Below are 16,053 nucleotides of genomic sequence, written 5' to 3'. Positions count from 1 at the left end.
CCGCGGCGAAGTGGTGGTGAAGCTGTCGCCGAAGGGAAGGATTTCCATGACAGAGGCAGCCCCGGCGACCGGCGTCGAGCAGTTCACCGAGGTGCACGACCGCCACTTCGCCGAGGTCTACCGCTACATCGCCGGCCGGCTCGGCAGGCAGGCCGCGGAGGACGTCGCCGCCGAGACGTTCCTGGTGGCGTTCGACCGCCGCAAGACGTTCGACCCCGCCCGGGGCGAACTGCGCGCCTGGCTGTTCGGCATCGCGACGAACCTGGTGTCGAGACACCGCCGCAAGGAAGCCCGCCACTACCGCGCGCTCGCGCGGATCGAAGTGCGCGGACCGGCCGAGGGGCACGAAAACCGCGTCGTCATGAGCGGACAGCTGGGAAAAGCGTTGTCCCGGCTGACCGCGGGCGAACGCGACGTCCTGCTGCTGGTGGCGCTGGCCGACCTCGGGTACACGCAAGTCGCCGAGGCACTCGGCATCTCCCCGGGCACGGTCGGCTCCCGGCTGACGCGCGCCCGCAAGAAGCTCGCCCCCGTTCTCGCCCCGGAGGCCACCGATGAATGACTTCGAGACCCTGCGCACGATCCTTCTGCCCGACGAGCCGCCCCAGGACGTCGTCGACCGCAGCCGGCACCGGCTGCAGAACCGGATGCTCGGACGCCGCGAGCGGGTCCGTCCGCTGGTGATCGGCACCGGGCTCGTCGCCGCCGCGGCGGCGGTCGCGGTCGTCGTGGCGACCCTGCCCAGCACCCCGACGCCCCCGGCGCCGCCTCCCCAGGCGGTGGCACCGGTCTACCTGGGGCCGCCGGTCCTGCTGGCGGCGGCCACGGTCGCCGAGCGCACCCAGGTCGGCACCGGCAAGTACTGGCACACGACCACGAAGGTGGGCAAGGAGACGTGGGAGTACTGGACCACCACCGACGGGCAGGAGTGGTACCGCGATGAGAACCACAACGGCGAACTCAGGCTCCTGCCCCGCGCCCGGCCCATCCGGATCAACGGCGACGACGACGTCACCCTCAGCACCATCTTGACGCTGCCCCCGGACCCGGCGGCCCTGCGAGCCTGGCTCACGAGCGGGCTGACGAGCCACGGCTTGCCCGCGAACCAGCTCGGCTTCGCGGTGCTCGAGGGGTTGGTCGACCTGGTTTCCACGGTGCCGTCGCCCCCGGCGGTCCGGGCCGCGGCGTTCCGCGCGATAGCCGGGTACCCGGGTGTGACCGAGCTGCCCGACGGCAAGAGCGTGCGGCTACCGGGCGGCGGTCGCCTCGTCGTCGACCCGGCGACCGGCCAGGTGGACAGCTCGTCAGTGTTCATCGGCCTGGACGGCAAACCGGTCAAGAACGGGAACGGCGACACTTACGCGGTCAGTGGCGAGTGGACGGACGACCTGCCGAAGTGACCCGTGGGCCGGGGCCGTCAGCTCTTGACGGCCTCGGCCAGCGCCAGCACCCGCCGCGCGTTGTCGACGTGCAGGTTTTCGATCATCCGACCGTCCACGGTGACGACACCGCTGCCGGCTTTCTCGAAGGCCTCGATGATCCGCCGCGACCGGTCGATCTCCTCCTCGGACGGCGCGAAGATCCGGTTGCACGGCTCGACCTGGCCGGGGTGGATGAGCGTCTTGCCGTCGAAGCCGTACTGACGGCCCTGCTTGCACTCCTCTTCGAACCCGGAAAGGTCCTTCACGTCGTTGTAGACGCCGTCGAGGATCGCCTTGCCGGTCGCGCGCGCGGCCAGCAGGCACAGCGACAGCCCGCCCAGCAGCGGCCCGCGACCCGGGACGAACTCCGCGTGCAGCTCCTTGGCCAGGTCGTTCGTGCCCATCACCAGCACGGTCAGCCGCTCGGACGCCGCCGCGATCTCCTCCGCGTGCAGCATCGCGACCGGCGTCTCGACCATCGCCCAGATCTTCGTGTGCTCCGGCGCGCCGCCGAGCTCCAGCGCGCGCTCGATGTTGTGCACTTCGGACGCCGAGTTCACCTTCGGCACGACCACCGCGGCGGGCCCGGCGGACGCGGCCGCGCGCAGGTCGGCGTCGTGCCACTCGGTGTCGAGACCGTTGACGCGGATCGTGACTTCCCGTGAGCCGTAGTTGCCCACCGCCGCGCAGACCCGCTCGCGCGCGGCTTCCTTCGCGTCCGGCGCGACGGCGTCCTCGAGGTCGAGGATCAGCGCGTCGGCCGGAATGGTCTTGGCCTTCTCCAGCGCGCGTTCGTTGGCGCCGGGCATGTAGAGAACGGAACGTCTCGGCTTCAGCTCGGTCATCCGAGGGCCTCCTTGGTGGCGGCGTCGTAGGCGGCCGCGAGTTCGGGGTCGTCCGCCGCGAGGGCGTCGGCCAGTTCGGCGACCACGCGGCACTGCTTCACCGACGCGTCGTCCTGCATCTTCCCGTCGATCATCACGGCGCCGGTGCCGTCGCCCATTTCCGCGATGACGCGCCGCGCCCAGGCCACATCGGACGGCGAAGGCGAGAACACCTTCTTCGCGATGTCGATCTGCACCGGGTGCAGGCTCCACGCGCCGACGCAGCCGAGCAGGAACGCGTTGCGGAACTGGTCCTCGCACGCGACGACGTCGCGGATGTCCCCGAACGGCCCGTAGTACGGCAGGATCCCGTGCATCGCGCAGGCGTCGACCATCCGCGCGACCGTGTAGTGCCAGAGGTCCTGCTGGTAGGTCGTCCGGCCCTCGGTCAGGTCGTCACCGGTGGGGTCGGTGCGCACGAGGTAGCCGGGGTGCCCGCCGCCGACGCGGGTCGTCTTCATGCGCCGGCTCGCGGCCAGGTCGGCCGGACCCAGCGAGATGCCCTGCATGCGCGGGCTGGCGCCGGCGATCTCCTCCACGTTGGCCACGCCGCTGGCCGTCTCGAGGATCGCGTGCACCAGCAACGGCTTCGTCAGGCCGGCGCGCGCTTCGAGCTGGGCCAGCAGCCGGTCGACGTAGTGGATGTCCTGCGCGCCCTCGACCTTCGGCACCATGATCACGTCGAGCTTGTCGCCGATCTCGGTGACGAGCGTCACCAGGTCGTCGAGCACCCACGGCGAATCCAGGCTGTTGACCCGCGTCCACAGCTGAGTCTTCCCGAAGTCGTTCGCCTTGGCGATCGCGACGAGCCCGGCGCGCGCGGCCTCCTTGCGGTCGGCGCGCACGGCGTCCTCGAGGTTGCCGAGCAGGACGTCCACCTTCTGCGCGATGGCCGGCACCTTCGCCGCCATCTTCTCGTTGCCGGGGTCGAAGAAGTGGATCATCCGGGACGGCGTCACCGGGATCTCCCGCACGGGGGCGGGCGCTCCCAGGGCGAGCGGGGCGAAGAAGTCCTTCGGCGAGCGCATCGGTCCTCCACGGCGGCGACTAAGTAACTGGCGGGTAACTTTAGTCCCCGGGCGCGCGACGCCGCTGCGGCGTAAGTCACCGCCGTGTGGGTGACGGCGGACATCCGCAGCTCAGCGCCCTGGGTCCACTGTGGATTTTCCCCGGGTTGCGCCGAACGGGCTAGTCGGGCGCCGGGGCCGAACCCTGCCCCCGGTAGTCGGTCGCGGGCGGACGGTAGTGCCACTCACCCCGCGATCACTCGGTTGGCCGCACCGTTCGACCGAAGTCGGATGACCGCCTACCGACCGGTCATCGACCGCTGGCCGCCGCCGATCGCAGCCACTCGCACTACCCGGCGACGCCGCGCCGCCGCGCTGTTAGACAGATTGGGTGCCGGTTTTCACCGGCACACAGCGGTGCAGGTTAGAAGGAGGCGGACTCGTGGCGGCTACACCTCAGAACACCGATCGCTCGACGGTCGCCGGTGGCGCGAAGCGCAGCCGGTCGATGCCGAGCCGGGTGGTGCCGCCGATCGAGCTCCCCGCGAGCGTCGACGAACTCGCCCGCACCGCCGCGGCCCAGCTGGGCTGGAACGGCATCGTCCTCCCCGAGACCACGATCCTCGGCCGCAAGGTCTGCGTGGTCGCCAAGCTTCGCACCGACGTGCACGCCGAACGCATCGCGATGGGTGCCGGCCCGGTGGCCGACCGCGCCACCGTCGACACCTGGACCTGGCCGGAGCTGGCCGGAACCGCCCCCGCCCCGGCCGCCGAGATCGTCGGCGTCCTGGCCGTCGCGCGCCACTGGCGCACCGCGATGGCCTCCGCGGTTCCGTTCGCCCGCTACGGCGAGGCCGCGTTGGTGCTGCCGTCGCCGGTCACGCTGACCGAGGACTACGTCGGCAACTGCTTGCCGCGGGCCCGCGCGTACGGCCTCGCCGTCGTGACGGCCGACCCGAACGCGGTCGTCGACCTCGACCTCGAGGGACGCACCGAACGCGTCGTGCTGGCCGAGGACCCGGTCTCCCGCCTGGTCAACGAACTGGTCTACGACCACCTCCTGCGCACAGCCGAGGCGCCCGCTTCGCACTAGGGTCGGCTCCATGCGAGTCGTCATTGCTGGTGGACACGGTCAGATCGCGTTGCGGCTGGAGCGGCTGCTCGCCGCGCGCGGTGACGAAGGGGTCGGGATCATCCGGAATCCCGCCCACGAGGCGGATCTCGAGGCCGCCGGCGCCCAGGGCGTCGTGCTCGACCTGGAGAAATCCGATGTGGACGCGGTCGCCGAGGTCCTGAGGGGTGCCGACGCCGCGATCTTCGCGGCCGGCGCCGGTCCGGGCAGCGGCACCGCCCGCAAGGACACTGTGGACCGAGGTGCCGCGGCGCTGTTCGCCGAGGCGGCCGAGCGAGCCGGGGTCCGGCGGCACATCCAGGTCGGCTCGATCGGGGCCGACAACCCGGAGAACCCCGACGTCACCGAGGAGTTCCGGCACTACCTGCGCGCCAAGCGCGCGGCGGAGGACGACCTCAAGGCACGCGACCTCGACTGGACGATCCTCCGGCCGGGTTCGCTGACCAACGATCCCGGCACCGGCCTGGTCCTGCTGGCCGAGGAGACCGGCTATGGCTCCATCCCGCGCGACGACGTCGCCGCGGTGCTCGCCGGCCTGCTCGAGGCGCCCGCTTCGGTGCACCGCACCCTTACGCTGATCTCGGGCGAGGACACCATCGGAGAGGCGATCGCAGCACTGTGATCAACCAGGCGTCGAGAGAAATCGCCGTCTTCAGCGGCAGTGCGCACCCCGAACTGGCCGAAGAGATCTGCAAGCACCTGGGCGTGCCGCTGCAGCCGGCCGAGATCCGGCGGTTCGCGAACGACTGCCTCGAGGTGCAGCTGCAGGCGAACTGCCGCGAGCGGGACGTCTTCATCATCCAGCCGCTCGTGAAGCCGGTGCAGGAGCACCTCGTCGAGCTGCTGCTGATGCTCGACGCGGCGCGCGGTGCGTCGGCGTCGCGGATCACCGCCGTGATGCCGCACTACTCGTACGCGCGCTCGGACAAGAAGGACGCGCCGCGCATCTCCCTCGGCGGCCGCCTGGTCGCCGACCTGCTGACCACGGCCGGCGCGAACCGCGTGCTCGCGATGACCCTGCACTCGCCGCAGGTCCACGGCTTCTTCAGCGTCCCGGTCGACCACCTGCACGCGTTGCAGGAGCTGGCCAAGCACTTCCGCCAGTACGACCTCTCGCGCACCACCGTCGTCTCGCCCGACCTGGGCAACGCGAAGGAGGCGTCGCACTTCGCGCGGCTCCTCGGCGTCCAGGTCGCCGCCGGCGCGAAGGAGCGCTTCCCGGACGACCGCGTCCAGATCTCGTCGGTGATCGGTGAGGTCACCGGCCGCGACGTCATCGTCCTCGACGACGAGATCGCCAAGGGCAGCACGGTGCTCGAGCTGCTCGACAAGCTTGCCGAGCTGGAGCCCCGGTCGATCCGGGTCGCCTGCACGCACGGTCTGTTCGCGGCGAAGGCCATCGAGCGCATCGGCAGCCGGCCGGAAGTACTGGAGATCGTCTGCACCAACACGGTCCCGGTGCCCGAAGAGGAGCGCACGGAGAAGCTGAAGATCCTGTCGATCGCACCGGCGCTGGCCGAGGCGATCCGCCGGATCCACAACGGCGAATCGGTGTCCGCGCTCTTCTAGGCCGGTCCGAGCACCCGGTCCAGGTAGGTGTTCGTGAAGACGCCGTTCGGATCGGTTTCCTTGCGCACGCGCAGGAAGTCGTCGAAGTGCGGGTAGCGGGAGCGGAGGACGCCGGCGTCGAGGTCGTGCATCTTGCCCCAGTGCGGGCGGCCGCCGACCGCGCCGGCGATCTTCTCGAACGCGCTGAAGTACTCGCGGTAGGGCATGCCGGTGAACTGGTGGATGGCGATGTAGGCGGAGTCGCGGCCCTGCGCCGTCGACAGCCAGATGTCGTCGGCCGCGGCGACGCGCACCTCGACCGGGAACATCACCGGATCCTTCAGCGTCGGCACTACTGCCCGTAGTTCGGCGAGTACGTCCAGCACTGATTCACGTGGAACAGCGTATTCCGTTTCGGTGAACCGGACGTTGCGCGCGGTGACAAAGACGCGGTGGGAGAGATCGCTGTACTCGCGCGCCGAGAGCATGTTCGACGCGAAGCTGTTCAGCGGGCGCACGAGCCGCGGCATCAGCCGGCCCGTCCGGCAGAGTCCGCCGAACGCGACGTTCTCCATGATCTGGTAGTCGACGAACTCGCGGACCTTGCTCAGCGGTTCGGCGGTCTCGCACCGGTTGTTGCGCTTGACCAGCGCGTTCTTGCCGTACGGGAACCAGTAGAACTCGAAGTGCTCGTTCTGGTCGGCGAAGTCGTGGAAGCCTTCGAGGACCTGCTCCAGCGGCTCCGGCCGTTCCTGCGCGCGCAGCACGAACGACGGCTCGCACTTGAGTGTCACGGTGGTGATGACGCCGATCGCGCCGAGGCCGACGCGGGCCGCGGCGAAGAGATCGGGTTTTTCGTCCGCCGAACAGGTGACGACCGAGCCGTCCGCCTGGACCAGCTCGAGCGCGGCGATCTGGGTGGCGATGCCACCGAGGCGCGCGCCAGTGCCGTGAGTGCCGGTCGAAATCGCGCCGGCGATGGTCTGTGCGTCGATGTCGCCGAGGTTGGTCATGGCCAGCCCGAGCGCGTCGAGGTCGGCGTTGAGCTGCTTGATCGTGGTGCCCGAGCGGACGGTGACCTGGCCGGTTTCGAGGTCGACGCGCTCGATGCCGGTCCAGTGGCGCAGGTCGAGGGCGTCGGAGTCGGCGACGGCGATCGCGGTGAACGAATGCCCGCTGCCCCAGGGGCGCACGGTCCGGCCGGCCGCGGCGACGCCTTCGACGGCCGCCGCGATCTCGGCCGCGCTGCGCGGCTGGTGAACGTGTTGTGGCGAGGCGGAGGCCGTGCCCGCCCAGTTGGTCCACCGGGTCATGCGCGCGCACCCTTCATCCGTCGAGTGCTCGAAACAGTATGTGAACAGTATTCGCGTTTCAAGCCTTCGTGTCGTACTTTAGACCTCGTGACCAGTGCGACGGTGTACGACTTGGCGACCAAGGACCTCGATCCACCCTTGGCCGTGGTCGACTTGGCGGCCTTCGACGCGAACGCCGGCGACCTCCACCGCCGCGCGGCGGGCAAGCCGATCCGCGTGGTCAGCAAGTCGGTCCGCTGCCGCGCGTTGCTGGAGCGCGTGCTCGCGATGCCGGGCTTCGAGGGCCTGATGTGCTACTCGCTGTCGGAAGCGATCTGGCACGTCGAGCAGGGCACGACGGACGACGTCGTTGTCGCCTACCCGACGGCCGACCACGAAGCCCTCCGCCGCCTGGCGGCGTCCGACCAGGCCCGCGCGGCGGTCACGATCATGGTGGACTCGCCTTCGCATCTGGATTTGGTGGACGCGGCTCTCGGTCACGGCCACCCGGAGATCCGGGTGTGCCTGGAGCTGGACGCGTCGTGGCGCCCGCTGCCGGGAGTCCACGTAGGCACCCGCCGTTCCCCGATTTTCACGCCGAAGCAGGCATTGACGTTCGCCCGCCAGGTCGTCGCGCGGCCGGGCTTCCGCCTGGTGGGCGTGATGGCGTACGAGGGCCAGATCGCCGGCCTCGGCGACGCGGCCGGCCGCAGGCTGAACCAGGCGGTGATCGGCTGGATGCAACGCCGTTCGGCGGCGGAGCTGAACCGCCGCCGCGGCGAAGCGGTCCGCGCGGTGAGCGAAGTGGCGGACCTGGAGTTCGTGAACGGCGGCGGCACGGGAAGCATCGAGTCCACGGGCGCGGACGCGGTGGTCACGGAGATCGCGGCAGGCTCGGGCTTGATCGGCCCGACACTGTTCGACGGGTACACCCGCTTCAAGCCCCGCCCGGCGGCGCTGTTCGCGCTGCCGGTGGTCCGCCGCCCAACCCGCAAGATCGCCACGCTGTACTCGGGCGGCTACATCGCATCAGGGCCCACGGGCCCATCCCGCCAGCCGACGCCGTACCTCCCGACGGGCCTGAAGTTCCTCGGCTTCGAGGGAGCGGGCGAGGTCCAGACCCCGGTAACAGGCCGAGCAGTCCGAACCCTGAACCTGGGCGACCGGGTGTGGCTTCGGCACGCGAAGGCGGGCGAGCTGGCGGAGCGTTTCACGCACTACCACCTGGTGATGGGCGACCGGGTCGAGCGAACGGTCCCGACGTACCGAGGCGAGCACCAGAACTTCGGCTGAGCCGCCGCGGTACTACGTCCGTGCGGCAGAACGCCGATATCGCCGCGCGGACGGGGCAGCGACCTTCGTCTTGTGCCCAGTCCCGGACGGGCGAATCAACCGGCCCAAGCCGCCGGGTTGTCCACAGCTGTGGATGCCTGTGGACAACTTCTGTGGACAGCTAGGACCGCTCCCCGAACCGAGCCGCCAGATACCCCTTCACCACGTACTTCGCCTCGGCGACGATCTTCTCGTCTCCGCTCGGCTCCTTGCGGAACGCCAGCTTCAGCAGCGCGTCCGCCACCTCGTTGGCGATGCCGATCGCGAACCGCAGGTCCTCCACCGGCCGGTCCACCTGCGTGGACACCAGGTCCGTCAGGGAGTCCACGATCACCGCGTTGTTGTCGCGGGTCTCGTCCAGCAGCTGGCGGTCGATGATGTCGCCGAAGTGGACCTTCGAGAAGCCCGGGACCGATCTGTGCATCTCGAGGTAGATGTCGAGGATCGAATCGACGACGTCCCACCAGTGCTCGGGGCCGAGCTGCTTCAGCCGCTCGTTCACCGCGCCGACGAACCTCTCCAGGTTGCGGGCGGTAAGCGCTTGCACGACCGCGCGCTTGTCCGGGAAGAACTGGTACAGCGAACCCACCGCCACACCCGCTCGTTTGGCGATCAGGGTCGTCGTGAGTGCGTCGTAGCCAAGCTCGTCGATCAGCGCCGCGCTCGCGTCGAGCATCTGCTCGACTCGCTTCGCGCTTCGCTGCTGGACCGGCTGACGGCGCAAGGGGGTGGCTTCTGCCGGCACCTTCGCGGCCTGGATGTCGGACACGGCGCTCCTCCTCGTCTGATCTGGGACTTTATCGTGCCGACGGGCTTCCCCACGGACGAGTGAAGACCTAGTATATGAGAACTTTTCATGTTCACCCGTACGGGTGGCCTGACGAAGGGGTCAGCACCGGTGCAGAACCCGATCTTCCCGCCCGGCTTCCTCTGGGGTGTCTCGACTTCGGCGTTCCAGATCGAGGGCGCCACCAGCGAAGGTGGGCGCGGACCGTCCATCTGGGACACGTTCACCGCGACCGAGGGCAAGATCGCCCGCGGTGAACAAGCAAACGTAGCGGCCGACCACTACCACCGCTACCCCGAAGACATCGCCCTGATGGCGGAGCTCGGTGTCGGTGCCTACCGCATGTCCATCGCCTGGCCCCGCATCCAGCCCGACGGCAAGGGCGCGCCCAACTCCGAGGGACTCGGCTTCTACGACAAGCTCATCGACGCCGTCTGCGAAGCCGGGATCGCTCCCGCCGTCACGCTCTACCACTGGGACACCCCGCAGGCGATCGAAGACGACGGCGGCTGGCTCTCCCGCACGACCGCTGAGCGCTTCGCCGAATACGCTCACATCCTCGGAGAGCGCTTCGCCGATCGGGTGAAACTGTGGATTCCGCTCAACGAGCCCATGGTGATGTCGATCTTCGGCTACGCCATCGGCGAGTACGCGCCCGGCCAGACGCTCCTGCTCGACGCCATCCCGACCGCGCACCACCAGAACCTCGCGCACGGACTCGCCGTCCAGGCCCTCCGCGCGGCCGGTGCGACGAACATCGGCACCGCCAACAACCACTCGCCGATCTGGCCCACCGACGACTCCGCGGAAGACGAAGGAGCCGCGGAGTGGCTCGACGCGCTGCTCAACCGGCTCTACGCCGACCCCGTGCTGCTCGGCAGCTATCCCGAACAGCTCCACGAGCACCTCCCCGCCGGGTTCGCCGACGACCTGCCCACCATCGCGCAGCCGCTCGACTTCTACGGCGTCAACTACTACGAACCGCAGGGGGTCGCGAAGCCCAGTCCGGGCAACCCGCTGCCCTTCGACCTTCGCCCGATCGAGGGCTATCCGATGACGACCAACGACTCGCCGATCGTCCCGCACGCCCTGCGCGAGCTGCTGCTCGACTTCCACCGCCGCTACCGCGACAAGCTGCCGCCCATCCAGATCACCGAGAACGGCTGCAGCTTCGCCGACGTCGTCGCCGAGGACGGTGGCGTGCACGATCCCGAGCGCATCGACTTCCTGCACAGCCACCTCGTCGCCTTGCGCGAGGCGATGGACGCCGGCGTCGACGTCCGGGGTTACTTCTGCTGGTCCCTGATGGACAATTTCGAGTGGTCCAAGGGTTACGCGCCACGCTTCGGCCTGGTGCACGTCGACTACGAAACCCTGCGGCGCACGCCGAAGGACTCGTTCCACTGGTACCGGAAGCTGGTGCGGGATGAGCAGTGAGACCACCGAGACGACCGGTCTGCCGGAAGCCCTCGCCGAACCCGTCGTGCGGGTGCGGCCTGGCTGGATGAGCCTGCTGTTCTTCGCGAACATCGCGCTCTGGCTGGGGATCTACGCGCCGATCCAGGTGCTGCTGCCGCAGCAGGCCGAACTGCTCGACCAGGTGAACAAGGAGTTCGTGCTCGGGCTGGTGATGGGTGTCGGCGCGATCGTGGCGCTGATCGTCAACCCGGCCGTCGGGCTGCTGTCCGACCGGACGACCTCGCGCTTCGGCCGCCGCCACCCGTGGACGGTCGTCGGCGCGGTCGTCGCGGCCGTCGGGCTGCTGGTGCTGGCGTTCGCGCCGGACGTCGCGCTGCTGATCGTCGGCTGGTGCCTCGTCCAAGCGGGCCTCAACGGCATGCTCGCCACGCTCATGTCCGCCATCGCCGACCGCGTCCCGGTCGGGCAGCGCGCGCAGGTCGGCGGGCTCGTCGGCATCGCGCAGATGCTCGGCACGGTGCTGGGCGCGGTCGTGGTCGTCGTGATGCTCGGCATCGCCGGGATCCCCCTGGCGTACGCGGTCTGCGCGGTGATCGTCGTCGTGGGCGCCGCGTTCTTCGTGCTGCGGACGCCGGACGCGCGCCTGCCGGTCGAGTACCGCCCGTCGTCGCAGGCCGGCGAGGTCCTCCGCAACCTGTGGGTCTCGCCGCGGCGGCACCCGGACTTCGCGTGGGCCTGGTCGTGCCACTTCATGATCAACCTCGGCAACGCGTTCGGGACGCTCTACCTGCTGTTCTTCCTCAAGGACGCGGTGCACTACGAAGACCCCGACACGGGCCTGCTCATCATGATGGGGCTGTACGGCGTAGCGCTCGTCATCGGTGCCGTGCTCGCCGGCCACTTCTCCGACAAGTCCGGACGGCGTAAGCCATACGTCCTTGCGGCGTCCGGTGTGATGGCGTTGGCCGCTTTGCTGCTGGTCGTTTGGCAGAGCTGGCCGGTCGCGCTCGCGGCGTCCCCGCTGCTGGGCGTCGGTTTCGGTGCGTACATGGCGGTCGCCTTGGCGATGCTGACGCAGGTGCTCCCGACCGCGCAGGACCGGGCGAAGGACCTGGGTGTCATCAACATCGCGAACTCGCTGCCGCAGGTGGTCGCTCCGCTGCTGACGCCGCTGGTGCTGGCCTACCTGGGTGGGTACTCGGGGCTCTTCGCCGCTTCGGCCGTCGCGACGCTCTTGGCCGCGGTGCTCGTGTTGCGGGTGAAGGCGGTTCGCTGAGGTTGGAACCGCGGGCCGGTGCCGGTCGGGGGAGGGGAGTGCAACGGCACCGGCCCGCGGAATTCAGGGGCCGCTCACAGGCGGGTCACGTCGAGGCGAACCAGTGGTCCAGGCCTCTTCGATGATCAATCTAGCGGGGGATTACCGCCTGGGCTAGGCCTAACGCGTATTTTTTTCGATTAATCGCGGTGGGGACCGGGTGGGGCGGCCGAGGACTGGTTCGCGCTGCTCGGGGGTGCGGGCGAAACAGTCCCCGGCCGGGGCGAGAGCTGACGCGGGTCCGATGGGGCGATCGGTCGGCCGCGCTCGCCTGTCAGGGGTTTCCGGGTCGCCACCGCGGGAGGTGGCGACGGCCCGGGGGTCCGTCAGGCCGTGACCGCTCGGCGCGGGTTCACCAGCGCGTGGCGCCCGGTGGTCTCGGCCGCGGTGGGTGCGGGGGCCGGTCGGCCCTGCGCCGGGACGGGGCTCTGGCGGCGGCCCTGCAGCCGGCTGTCCGACGAGGACTGCTGCGGCGCCAATCCGCCTGCCACCAGGTGTTCGTGCGCGACCTGCCAGACCGAGCACGGCGCCTTGCAGCGGTGCCACCGGGTCGAGCAGGTGGGGCAGTCGCCGCGCTCGTCGGGCTCGTGCATCTTCAGCATCGCGCGCCACGCCTCCGTCAAGCGGGGGAGTTCGGAGCGTGCGACCGAGACGAGCGACTGTGCGTCGGCGCGGTTCGCCAGGTCGGTCAGCATGTCGAGGCGCTCCCAGACCGCATTGCGGAGGACCTGCCCGAGTACCTGATCCATGATCAGCTCACCGTTACCTTTCCGCCATCTTGGCGGCTTCGTTGAGCGCGGCGCGCAGCTGTCCGAGCTGGCCGGACGTCAACCGCGCGGTCTCGCCGGGGGGCGAGACCAGTACCACCTGGTTGTCCTCGACGAACACCGTCACCGCGCGCTCGCGGCTGATGAGGTCGCCGCACTGCACGCGCCACACCAGCTGCCCGCCTTCGTAGTGCCGGACGTTCGCGGTACGGGGGTCCACCGCGGCGGCGGGGGTGACCGGGCGGACGGCGGAGATGGGAGAGACCACCGGCCGCACGGCGCGGGTCGCCGTGCCGGCATGTCCCACTGCGAACGAGTCCACGAACTCCACGCCCTTCTCCGCTCTGTCGTTGCCGTCTCCGGGTCCGTTGGGCTCCGAAGATGCCTTCTGCAACATCGCTTTGTCATGACCACTGCGGTTTTCGTAGCTCTCCGTGATCGCTGCCGGTGTCCGGGCGGTGACGGAGATCTGACAACTACAGTGAGGTGAAACCGGGTGCGATAGAAGGTCGAAATGGCGTCATAGCGGTGACCGGACTCGGTTCCACGGTAAGCGGTCAACGGACTTCGCCCGGACCGATCAGGGCGCCAGTCCGCCAGTTCACACAGTTCCTCAGGTTTGCTTACGCTGTTTCACAGACGCCCGACCGGACAGTGGAGGGGGCGCGATGGACGCCAGTAACGGTGGCAGTGCCGACGCCCGGCAGAGCCACGCAGTTCCCGCTGACGCGTGGGAGCAGCCCGAGATGAGAGCTGCTCTCGCCAGCCGCGAGATCAGCGCCGTCTACCGGCTCCTTCGCAAGCACGGTGTCTCGCAGCGCCAGATCGCCGCGATGACCGGCCAGTCCCAGTCCGAGGTGTCGGAGATCCTCAAGGGTCGCCAGGTCATGGCCTACGACGTCCTCACGCGGATCGCCGACGGCCTGGGTGTCCCCCGTGGATACATGGGCCTCGCCTACGACGAGGCCACGGCGATACGCGTCGTCGGCTCCGCCGACGGCCAGCAGGCTGAGGAGGACGAGTCCGTGAAGCGACGGAGGTTCCTCGCGCACGCCGCCCAGGTCACGATGGGTGCGGCGGTGTTCGGTCCGGAATCGGGCACGTGGTCGGCGGGACCGGCGCGGACGCCGGCGCCCGGGCGCATCGGCATGACCGACGTGCGCCAGGTGGAGGCCGCGACGCGCGCCCTGCGGGCCCTCGACTACCAGTACGGCGGCGGGTTCTGCCGCGACGCCGTCGTCGCGCAGCTGTCCTGGGGACAGCAGATGCTCGAGGCGCACGGCGCCGACGTGGTCAAGAACCGGCTGTACGTGGCGCTCGCCGACCTCCACTCGCTGGCCGGCTGGACGTCGTTCGACACCGGGCTGATGGACTCCGCCCGCGGCCACTTCGCGAACGCGCTGGACCTGGCCAAGCAGGGCGAAAACCACCCGCTGGTCGCCAACGTCCTCTACCGCATGGGCCGCGTCTACCTGCACCAGGACGCCCCGAACGATGCGTTGAAGCTGTTCCAGCTGGGCCAGATCGCCGCTCAGGAATCCGGTTCCGAGCTGGCGGTCTCCGTGCTCTGCGCGAACGAGGCCTGGGCCTACGCGATGATGGGCAACGAAGAGCAGGCGGTGAAGCTGCTCGGCCGGAGCAAGGACGAGTTCGAGCGCGCCAACCTGGCCGAGGCCGAGTCGTGGGTGAAGTTCTTCACCGAGACCGACGTCTACGCGATGGTCGGCACCGTCCACACGGTCCTCGCGCAGAAGAACACCGAGCACACGAAGTACGCGATCCCGGCGCTGACCAGGGCCGTCGAGTCCTACGACGACGAGATGGCCCGCTCCAAGACGTTCATGCTGAGCGCGCTGGCCACGAACCACCTGCTGGACGGCGACCTCGACCACGGCGCCAAGGTCGGCGGCAAGGCCATCGACTGCGCCGAGGGCATCAAGTCCGAGCGGGTCAAGGACCGCATGCGGCCCCTGCAAGACGAGGCCGAACGCCGCCGCAACAACGCCGACGCCCGTGACCTCGCCGACCGCCTCAACGCTTTCTACGCCGCATAACGCCGAAGGCGCCGGCGTCTTGGACGGCCGGTTCACCTCCGGCAAGCTGCGTGGCGTACTGGCCGAGACGTGCGCCCTGCTGGGTTTCGACCCGGCGGGCGCACGGCTCCTGCGGTTCACCAACAACGCGGTGTACGCGCTGGTCACCGCGCCTTTCGTGATCCGGATCGTCGGGTCCACCCGGCTCCGGCACCGCGTCGAAACCGTGGTCCGCGTGGCCCGGCACTTCGAACGCCACGACGTCCCCGCGATCCGGCTGCTCGACACCGTGGAGCAGCCGCTGCCGGTCGGCGGGCACCTGGTGACCGTGTGGCACCAGGTGCCGAGCATCGGCCGGGCGGCGACGTCCACCGACCTGGCCCGGCTGCTGCGCCAGGTGCACGCGCTGCCCGCGCCCGACGGTCTCGCCGAGTGGGCGCCGTTCGCCGCGGTGCGGGCCCGGGTGTCCGACGCCGAAGAGCTCACCGACGGCGACCGCGCGTTCCTGCTCGACCGCTGCGCCGAGCTCGAGGCCGCGCTGGCGGAGCTGGAGTTTCCGCTGCCCAGGAGCCTGGTCCACGGCGACGCGTACCCGGGCAACGTCATCCCCGGTCCGGACGGCCCGGTGCTCTGCGACTTCGACTCGTCGTGCGTCGGCCCGCCGGAATGGGACCTGACGCCGCTGGCCGTCGGCCGCGAGCGGTTCGGTGACCCGCCGGTGCGCTACCGGACGTTCGCCGCGGCGTACGGCTTCGACGTGACGTCGTGGCCCGGGTTCGCCGTGCTCAGGGCGATCCGCGAGCTGAAGCTGACGACGAGCGTGCTGCCGATCCTGCGCAGCCGGCCCCAGGTGCGCCCCGAGCTCTACCGCCGTTTGGACGATCTCCGGAACGCCCGGACGGACTCCCGGTGGACGCGTTACCGTTGATCGATATCTGTCACTTCGTGTGATCGGCGCCACAATCTGCACGTGCATTCGACGACGGCAGATGACCGTTCGTCGCTTGTGAAATGCGCTCTTCTCTGGGTAGAAAGTTCGGCCCGACAGGTCGCCCCCAATGGTCTACCTCTCATCCCAATGCGCAAGTTGCAGCTACTCGGCGTGACTTCAGACCG

Annotated in this window: 16 protein-coding genes; 10 read left to right on the top strand and 6 right to left on the bottom strand. The window is 69.7% G+C overall.

All coding sequences use genetic code 11. The features are described from left to right. The first annotated feature begins 46 nt into the window (after nucleotides 1–46). Together ACZ7PG_RS17380 and ACZ7PG_RS17375 are read left to right on the top strand one after the other, a co-directional pair. On the top strand, nucleotides 47–562 hold the full coding sequence (locus ACZ7PG_RS17380) for an RNA polymerase sigma factor (protein ID WP_470240047.1): 516 nt from the start codon (nucleotides 47–49) through the stop codon (nucleotides 560–562). Next, entirely contained in the window at nucleotides 555–1,400 is an 846-nt protein-coding gene (locus tag ACZ7PG_RS17375) for a CU044_5270 family protein (protein WP_470240046.1), read from the top strand. The genes ACZ7PG_RS17380 and ACZ7PG_RS17375 overlap by 8 nt, the downstream gene beginning before the upstream one ends. A 17-nt stretch (nucleotides 1,401–1,417) precedes the next feature. On the opposite strand, the gene ACZ7PG_RS17370 is transcribed toward ACZ7PG_RS17375, so the two are convergent. Together ACZ7PG_RS17370 and ACZ7PG_RS17365 are read right to left on the bottom strand one after the other, a co-directional pair. Next, nucleotides 1,418–2,266 carry an HpcH/HpaI aldolase/citrate lyase family protein gene (locus ACZ7PG_RS17370; RefSeq protein ID WP_470240045.1) on the bottom strand — a complete coding sequence of 283 codons (849 nt, stop codon included), beginning with the start codon at nucleotides 2,264–2,266 and terminating at the stop codon, nucleotides 1,418–1,420. Beyond that, nucleotides 2,263–3,333 (bottom strand): HpcH/HpaI aldolase/citrate lyase family protein, encoded by a 1,071-nt coding sequence (locus ACZ7PG_RS17365; protein ID WP_470240044.1) that lies wholly within the window; start codon nucleotides 3,331–3,333, stop codon nucleotides 2,263–2,265. The genes ACZ7PG_RS17370 and ACZ7PG_RS17365 overlap by 4 nt, the downstream gene beginning before the upstream one ends. Nucleotides 3,334–3,754: 421 nt before the next feature. Here ACZ7PG_RS17365 and ACZ7PG_RS17360 point away from each other — a divergent pair, with 421 nt between their 5' ends. From ACZ7PG_RS17360 to ACZ7PG_RS17350, 3 genes are read left to right on the top strand one after another with little or no spacing between them, the layout of a single operon-like run. Then, entirely contained in the window at nucleotides 3,755–4,405 is a 651-nt protein-coding gene (locus ACZ7PG_RS17360) for a hypothetical protein (RefSeq protein ID WP_470240043.1), read from the top strand. A 10-nt stretch (nucleotides 4,406–4,415) separates the two neighbouring features. Further along, nucleotides 4,416–5,066 carry an NAD(P)H-binding protein gene (locus ACZ7PG_RS17355; protein ID WP_470240042.1) on the top strand — a complete coding sequence of 217 codons (651 nt, stop codon included), beginning with the start codon at nucleotides 4,416–4,418 and terminating at the stop codon, nucleotides 5,064–5,066. Further along, complete coding sequence (locus ACZ7PG_RS17350) at nucleotides 5,063–6,013, top strand: ribose-phosphate diphosphokinase (RefSeq protein ID WP_470240041.1); 951 nt, start codon at nucleotides 5,063–5,065, stop codon at nucleotides 6,011–6,013. Before ACZ7PG_RS17355 ends, ACZ7PG_RS17350 begins: the two co-directional genes overlap by 4 nt. Here ACZ7PG_RS17350 and ACZ7PG_RS17345 read toward each other — a convergent pair. After that, complete coding sequence (locus ACZ7PG_RS17345) at nucleotides 6,010–7,305, bottom strand: D-arabinono-1,4-lactone oxidase (RefSeq protein WP_470240040.1); 1,296 nt, start codon at nucleotides 7,303–7,305, stop codon at nucleotides 6,010–6,012. The genes ACZ7PG_RS17350 and ACZ7PG_RS17345 overlap by 4 nt on opposite strands. Nucleotides 7,306–7,392: 87 nt before the next feature. On the opposite strand from ACZ7PG_RS17345, the gene ACZ7PG_RS17340 reads away from it, so the two are divergent. Continuing rightward, complete coding sequence (locus ACZ7PG_RS17340) at nucleotides 7,393–8,577, top strand: amino acid deaminase/aldolase (RefSeq protein WP_470240039.1); 1,185 nt, start codon at nucleotides 7,393–7,395, stop codon at nucleotides 8,575–8,577. 160 nt (nucleotides 8,578–8,737) lie between these two features. Here ACZ7PG_RS17340 and ACZ7PG_RS17335 read toward each other — a convergent pair whose 3' ends face one another. Further along, a complete protein-coding gene (locus ACZ7PG_RS17335; protein WP_470240038.1) occupies nucleotides 8,738–9,385 on the bottom strand; it encodes a TetR/AcrR family transcriptional regulator in 648 nt (215 codons plus the stop codon). A 129-nt stretch (nucleotides 9,386–9,514) separates the two neighbouring features. Between ACZ7PG_RS17335 and ACZ7PG_RS17330 the strand changes: the two genes are divergently transcribed. Then, nucleotides 9,515–10,840 (top strand): GH1 family beta-glucosidase, encoded by a 1,326-nt coding sequence (locus ACZ7PG_RS17330; protein ID WP_470240783.1) that lies wholly within the window; start codon nucleotides 9,515–9,517, stop codon nucleotides 10,838–10,840. Further along, entirely contained in the window at nucleotides 10,830–12,098 is a 1,269-nt protein-coding gene (locus tag ACZ7PG_RS17325) for an MFS transporter (RefSeq protein WP_470240037.1), read from the top strand. Before ACZ7PG_RS17330 ends, ACZ7PG_RS17325 begins: the two co-directional genes overlap by 11 nt. A gap of 365 nt (nucleotides 12,099–12,463) precedes the next feature. On the opposite strand, the gene ACZ7PG_RS17320 is transcribed toward ACZ7PG_RS17325, so the two are convergent. Next, nucleotides 12,464–12,886 (bottom strand): hypothetical protein, encoded by a 423-nt coding sequence (locus ACZ7PG_RS17320; RefSeq protein WP_470240036.1) that lies wholly within the window; start codon nucleotides 12,884–12,886, stop codon nucleotides 12,464–12,466. A gap of 13 nt (nucleotides 12,887–12,899) precedes the next feature. Beyond that, nucleotides 12,900–13,235: a hypothetical protein gene (locus ACZ7PG_RS17315; protein ID WP_470240035.1), complete on the bottom strand. Its 336-nt coding sequence runs from the start codon at nucleotides 13,233–13,235 to the stop codon at nucleotides 12,900–12,902. Between the two features lie 337 nt (nucleotides 13,236–13,572). Here ACZ7PG_RS17315 and ACZ7PG_RS17310 point away from each other — a divergent pair, with 337 nt between their 5' ends. Further along, complete coding sequence (locus ACZ7PG_RS17310) at nucleotides 13,573–14,958, top strand: tetratricopeptide repeat protein (protein ID WP_470240034.1); 1,386 nt, start codon at nucleotides 13,573–13,575, stop codon at nucleotides 14,956–14,958. A 19-nt stretch (nucleotides 14,959–14,977) separates the two neighbouring features. Then, nucleotides 14,978–15,865 carry a phosphotransferase gene (locus ACZ7PG_RS17305; protein ID WP_470240033.1) on the top strand — a complete coding sequence of 296 codons (888 nt, stop codon included), beginning with the start codon at nucleotides 14,978–14,980 and terminating at the stop codon, nucleotides 15,863–15,865. Nucleotides 15,866–16,053 lie beyond the last annotated feature (188 nt).

This window comes from Amycolatopsis sp. NPDC114504 (assembly GCF_055633595.1).
Note: the sequence above shows the minus strand (reverse complement) of the source record. Positions and strands in the feature narration are given on the sequence as shown.

Bases quoted from the DNA above. Each gene is read 5' to 3' on its own strand.
- ACZ7PG_RS17370 (WP_470240045.1), bottom strand. From the start codon at position 2,266: ATGACCGAGCTGAAGCCGAGACGTTCCGTTCTCTACATGCCCGGCGCC.
- ACZ7PG_RS17375 (WP_470240046.1), top strand. From the start codon at position 555: ATGAATGACTTCGAGACCCTGCGCACGATCCTTCTGCCCGACGAGCCG.
- ACZ7PG_RS17310 (WP_470240034.1), top strand. From the start codon at position 13,573: ATGGACGCCAGTAACGGTGGCAGTGCCGACGCCCGGCAGAGCCACGCA.
- ACZ7PG_RS17325 (WP_470240037.1), top strand. From the start codon at position 10,830: ATGAGCAGTGAGACCACCGAGACGACCGGTCTGCCGGAAGCCCTCGCC.
- ACZ7PG_RS17345 (WP_470240040.1), bottom strand. From the start codon at position 7,305: ATGACCCGGTGGACCAACTGGGCGGGCACGGCCTCCGCCTCGCCACAA.
- ACZ7PG_RS17355 (WP_470240042.1), top strand. From the start codon at position 4,416: ATGCGAGTCGTCATTGCTGGTGGACACGGTCAGATCGCGTTGCGGCTG.
- ACZ7PG_RS17320 (WP_470240036.1), bottom strand. From the start codon at position 12,886: ATGGATCAGGTACTCGGGCAGGTCCTCCGCAATGCGGTCTGGGAGCGC.
- ACZ7PG_RS17365 (WP_470240044.1), bottom strand. From the start codon at position 3,333: ATGCGCTCGCCGAAGGACTTCTTCGCCCCGCTCGCCCTGGGAGCGCCC.
- ACZ7PG_RS17380 (WP_470240047.1), top strand. From the start codon at position 47: ATGACAGAGGCAGCCCCGGCGACCGGCGTCGAGCAGTTCACCGAGGTG.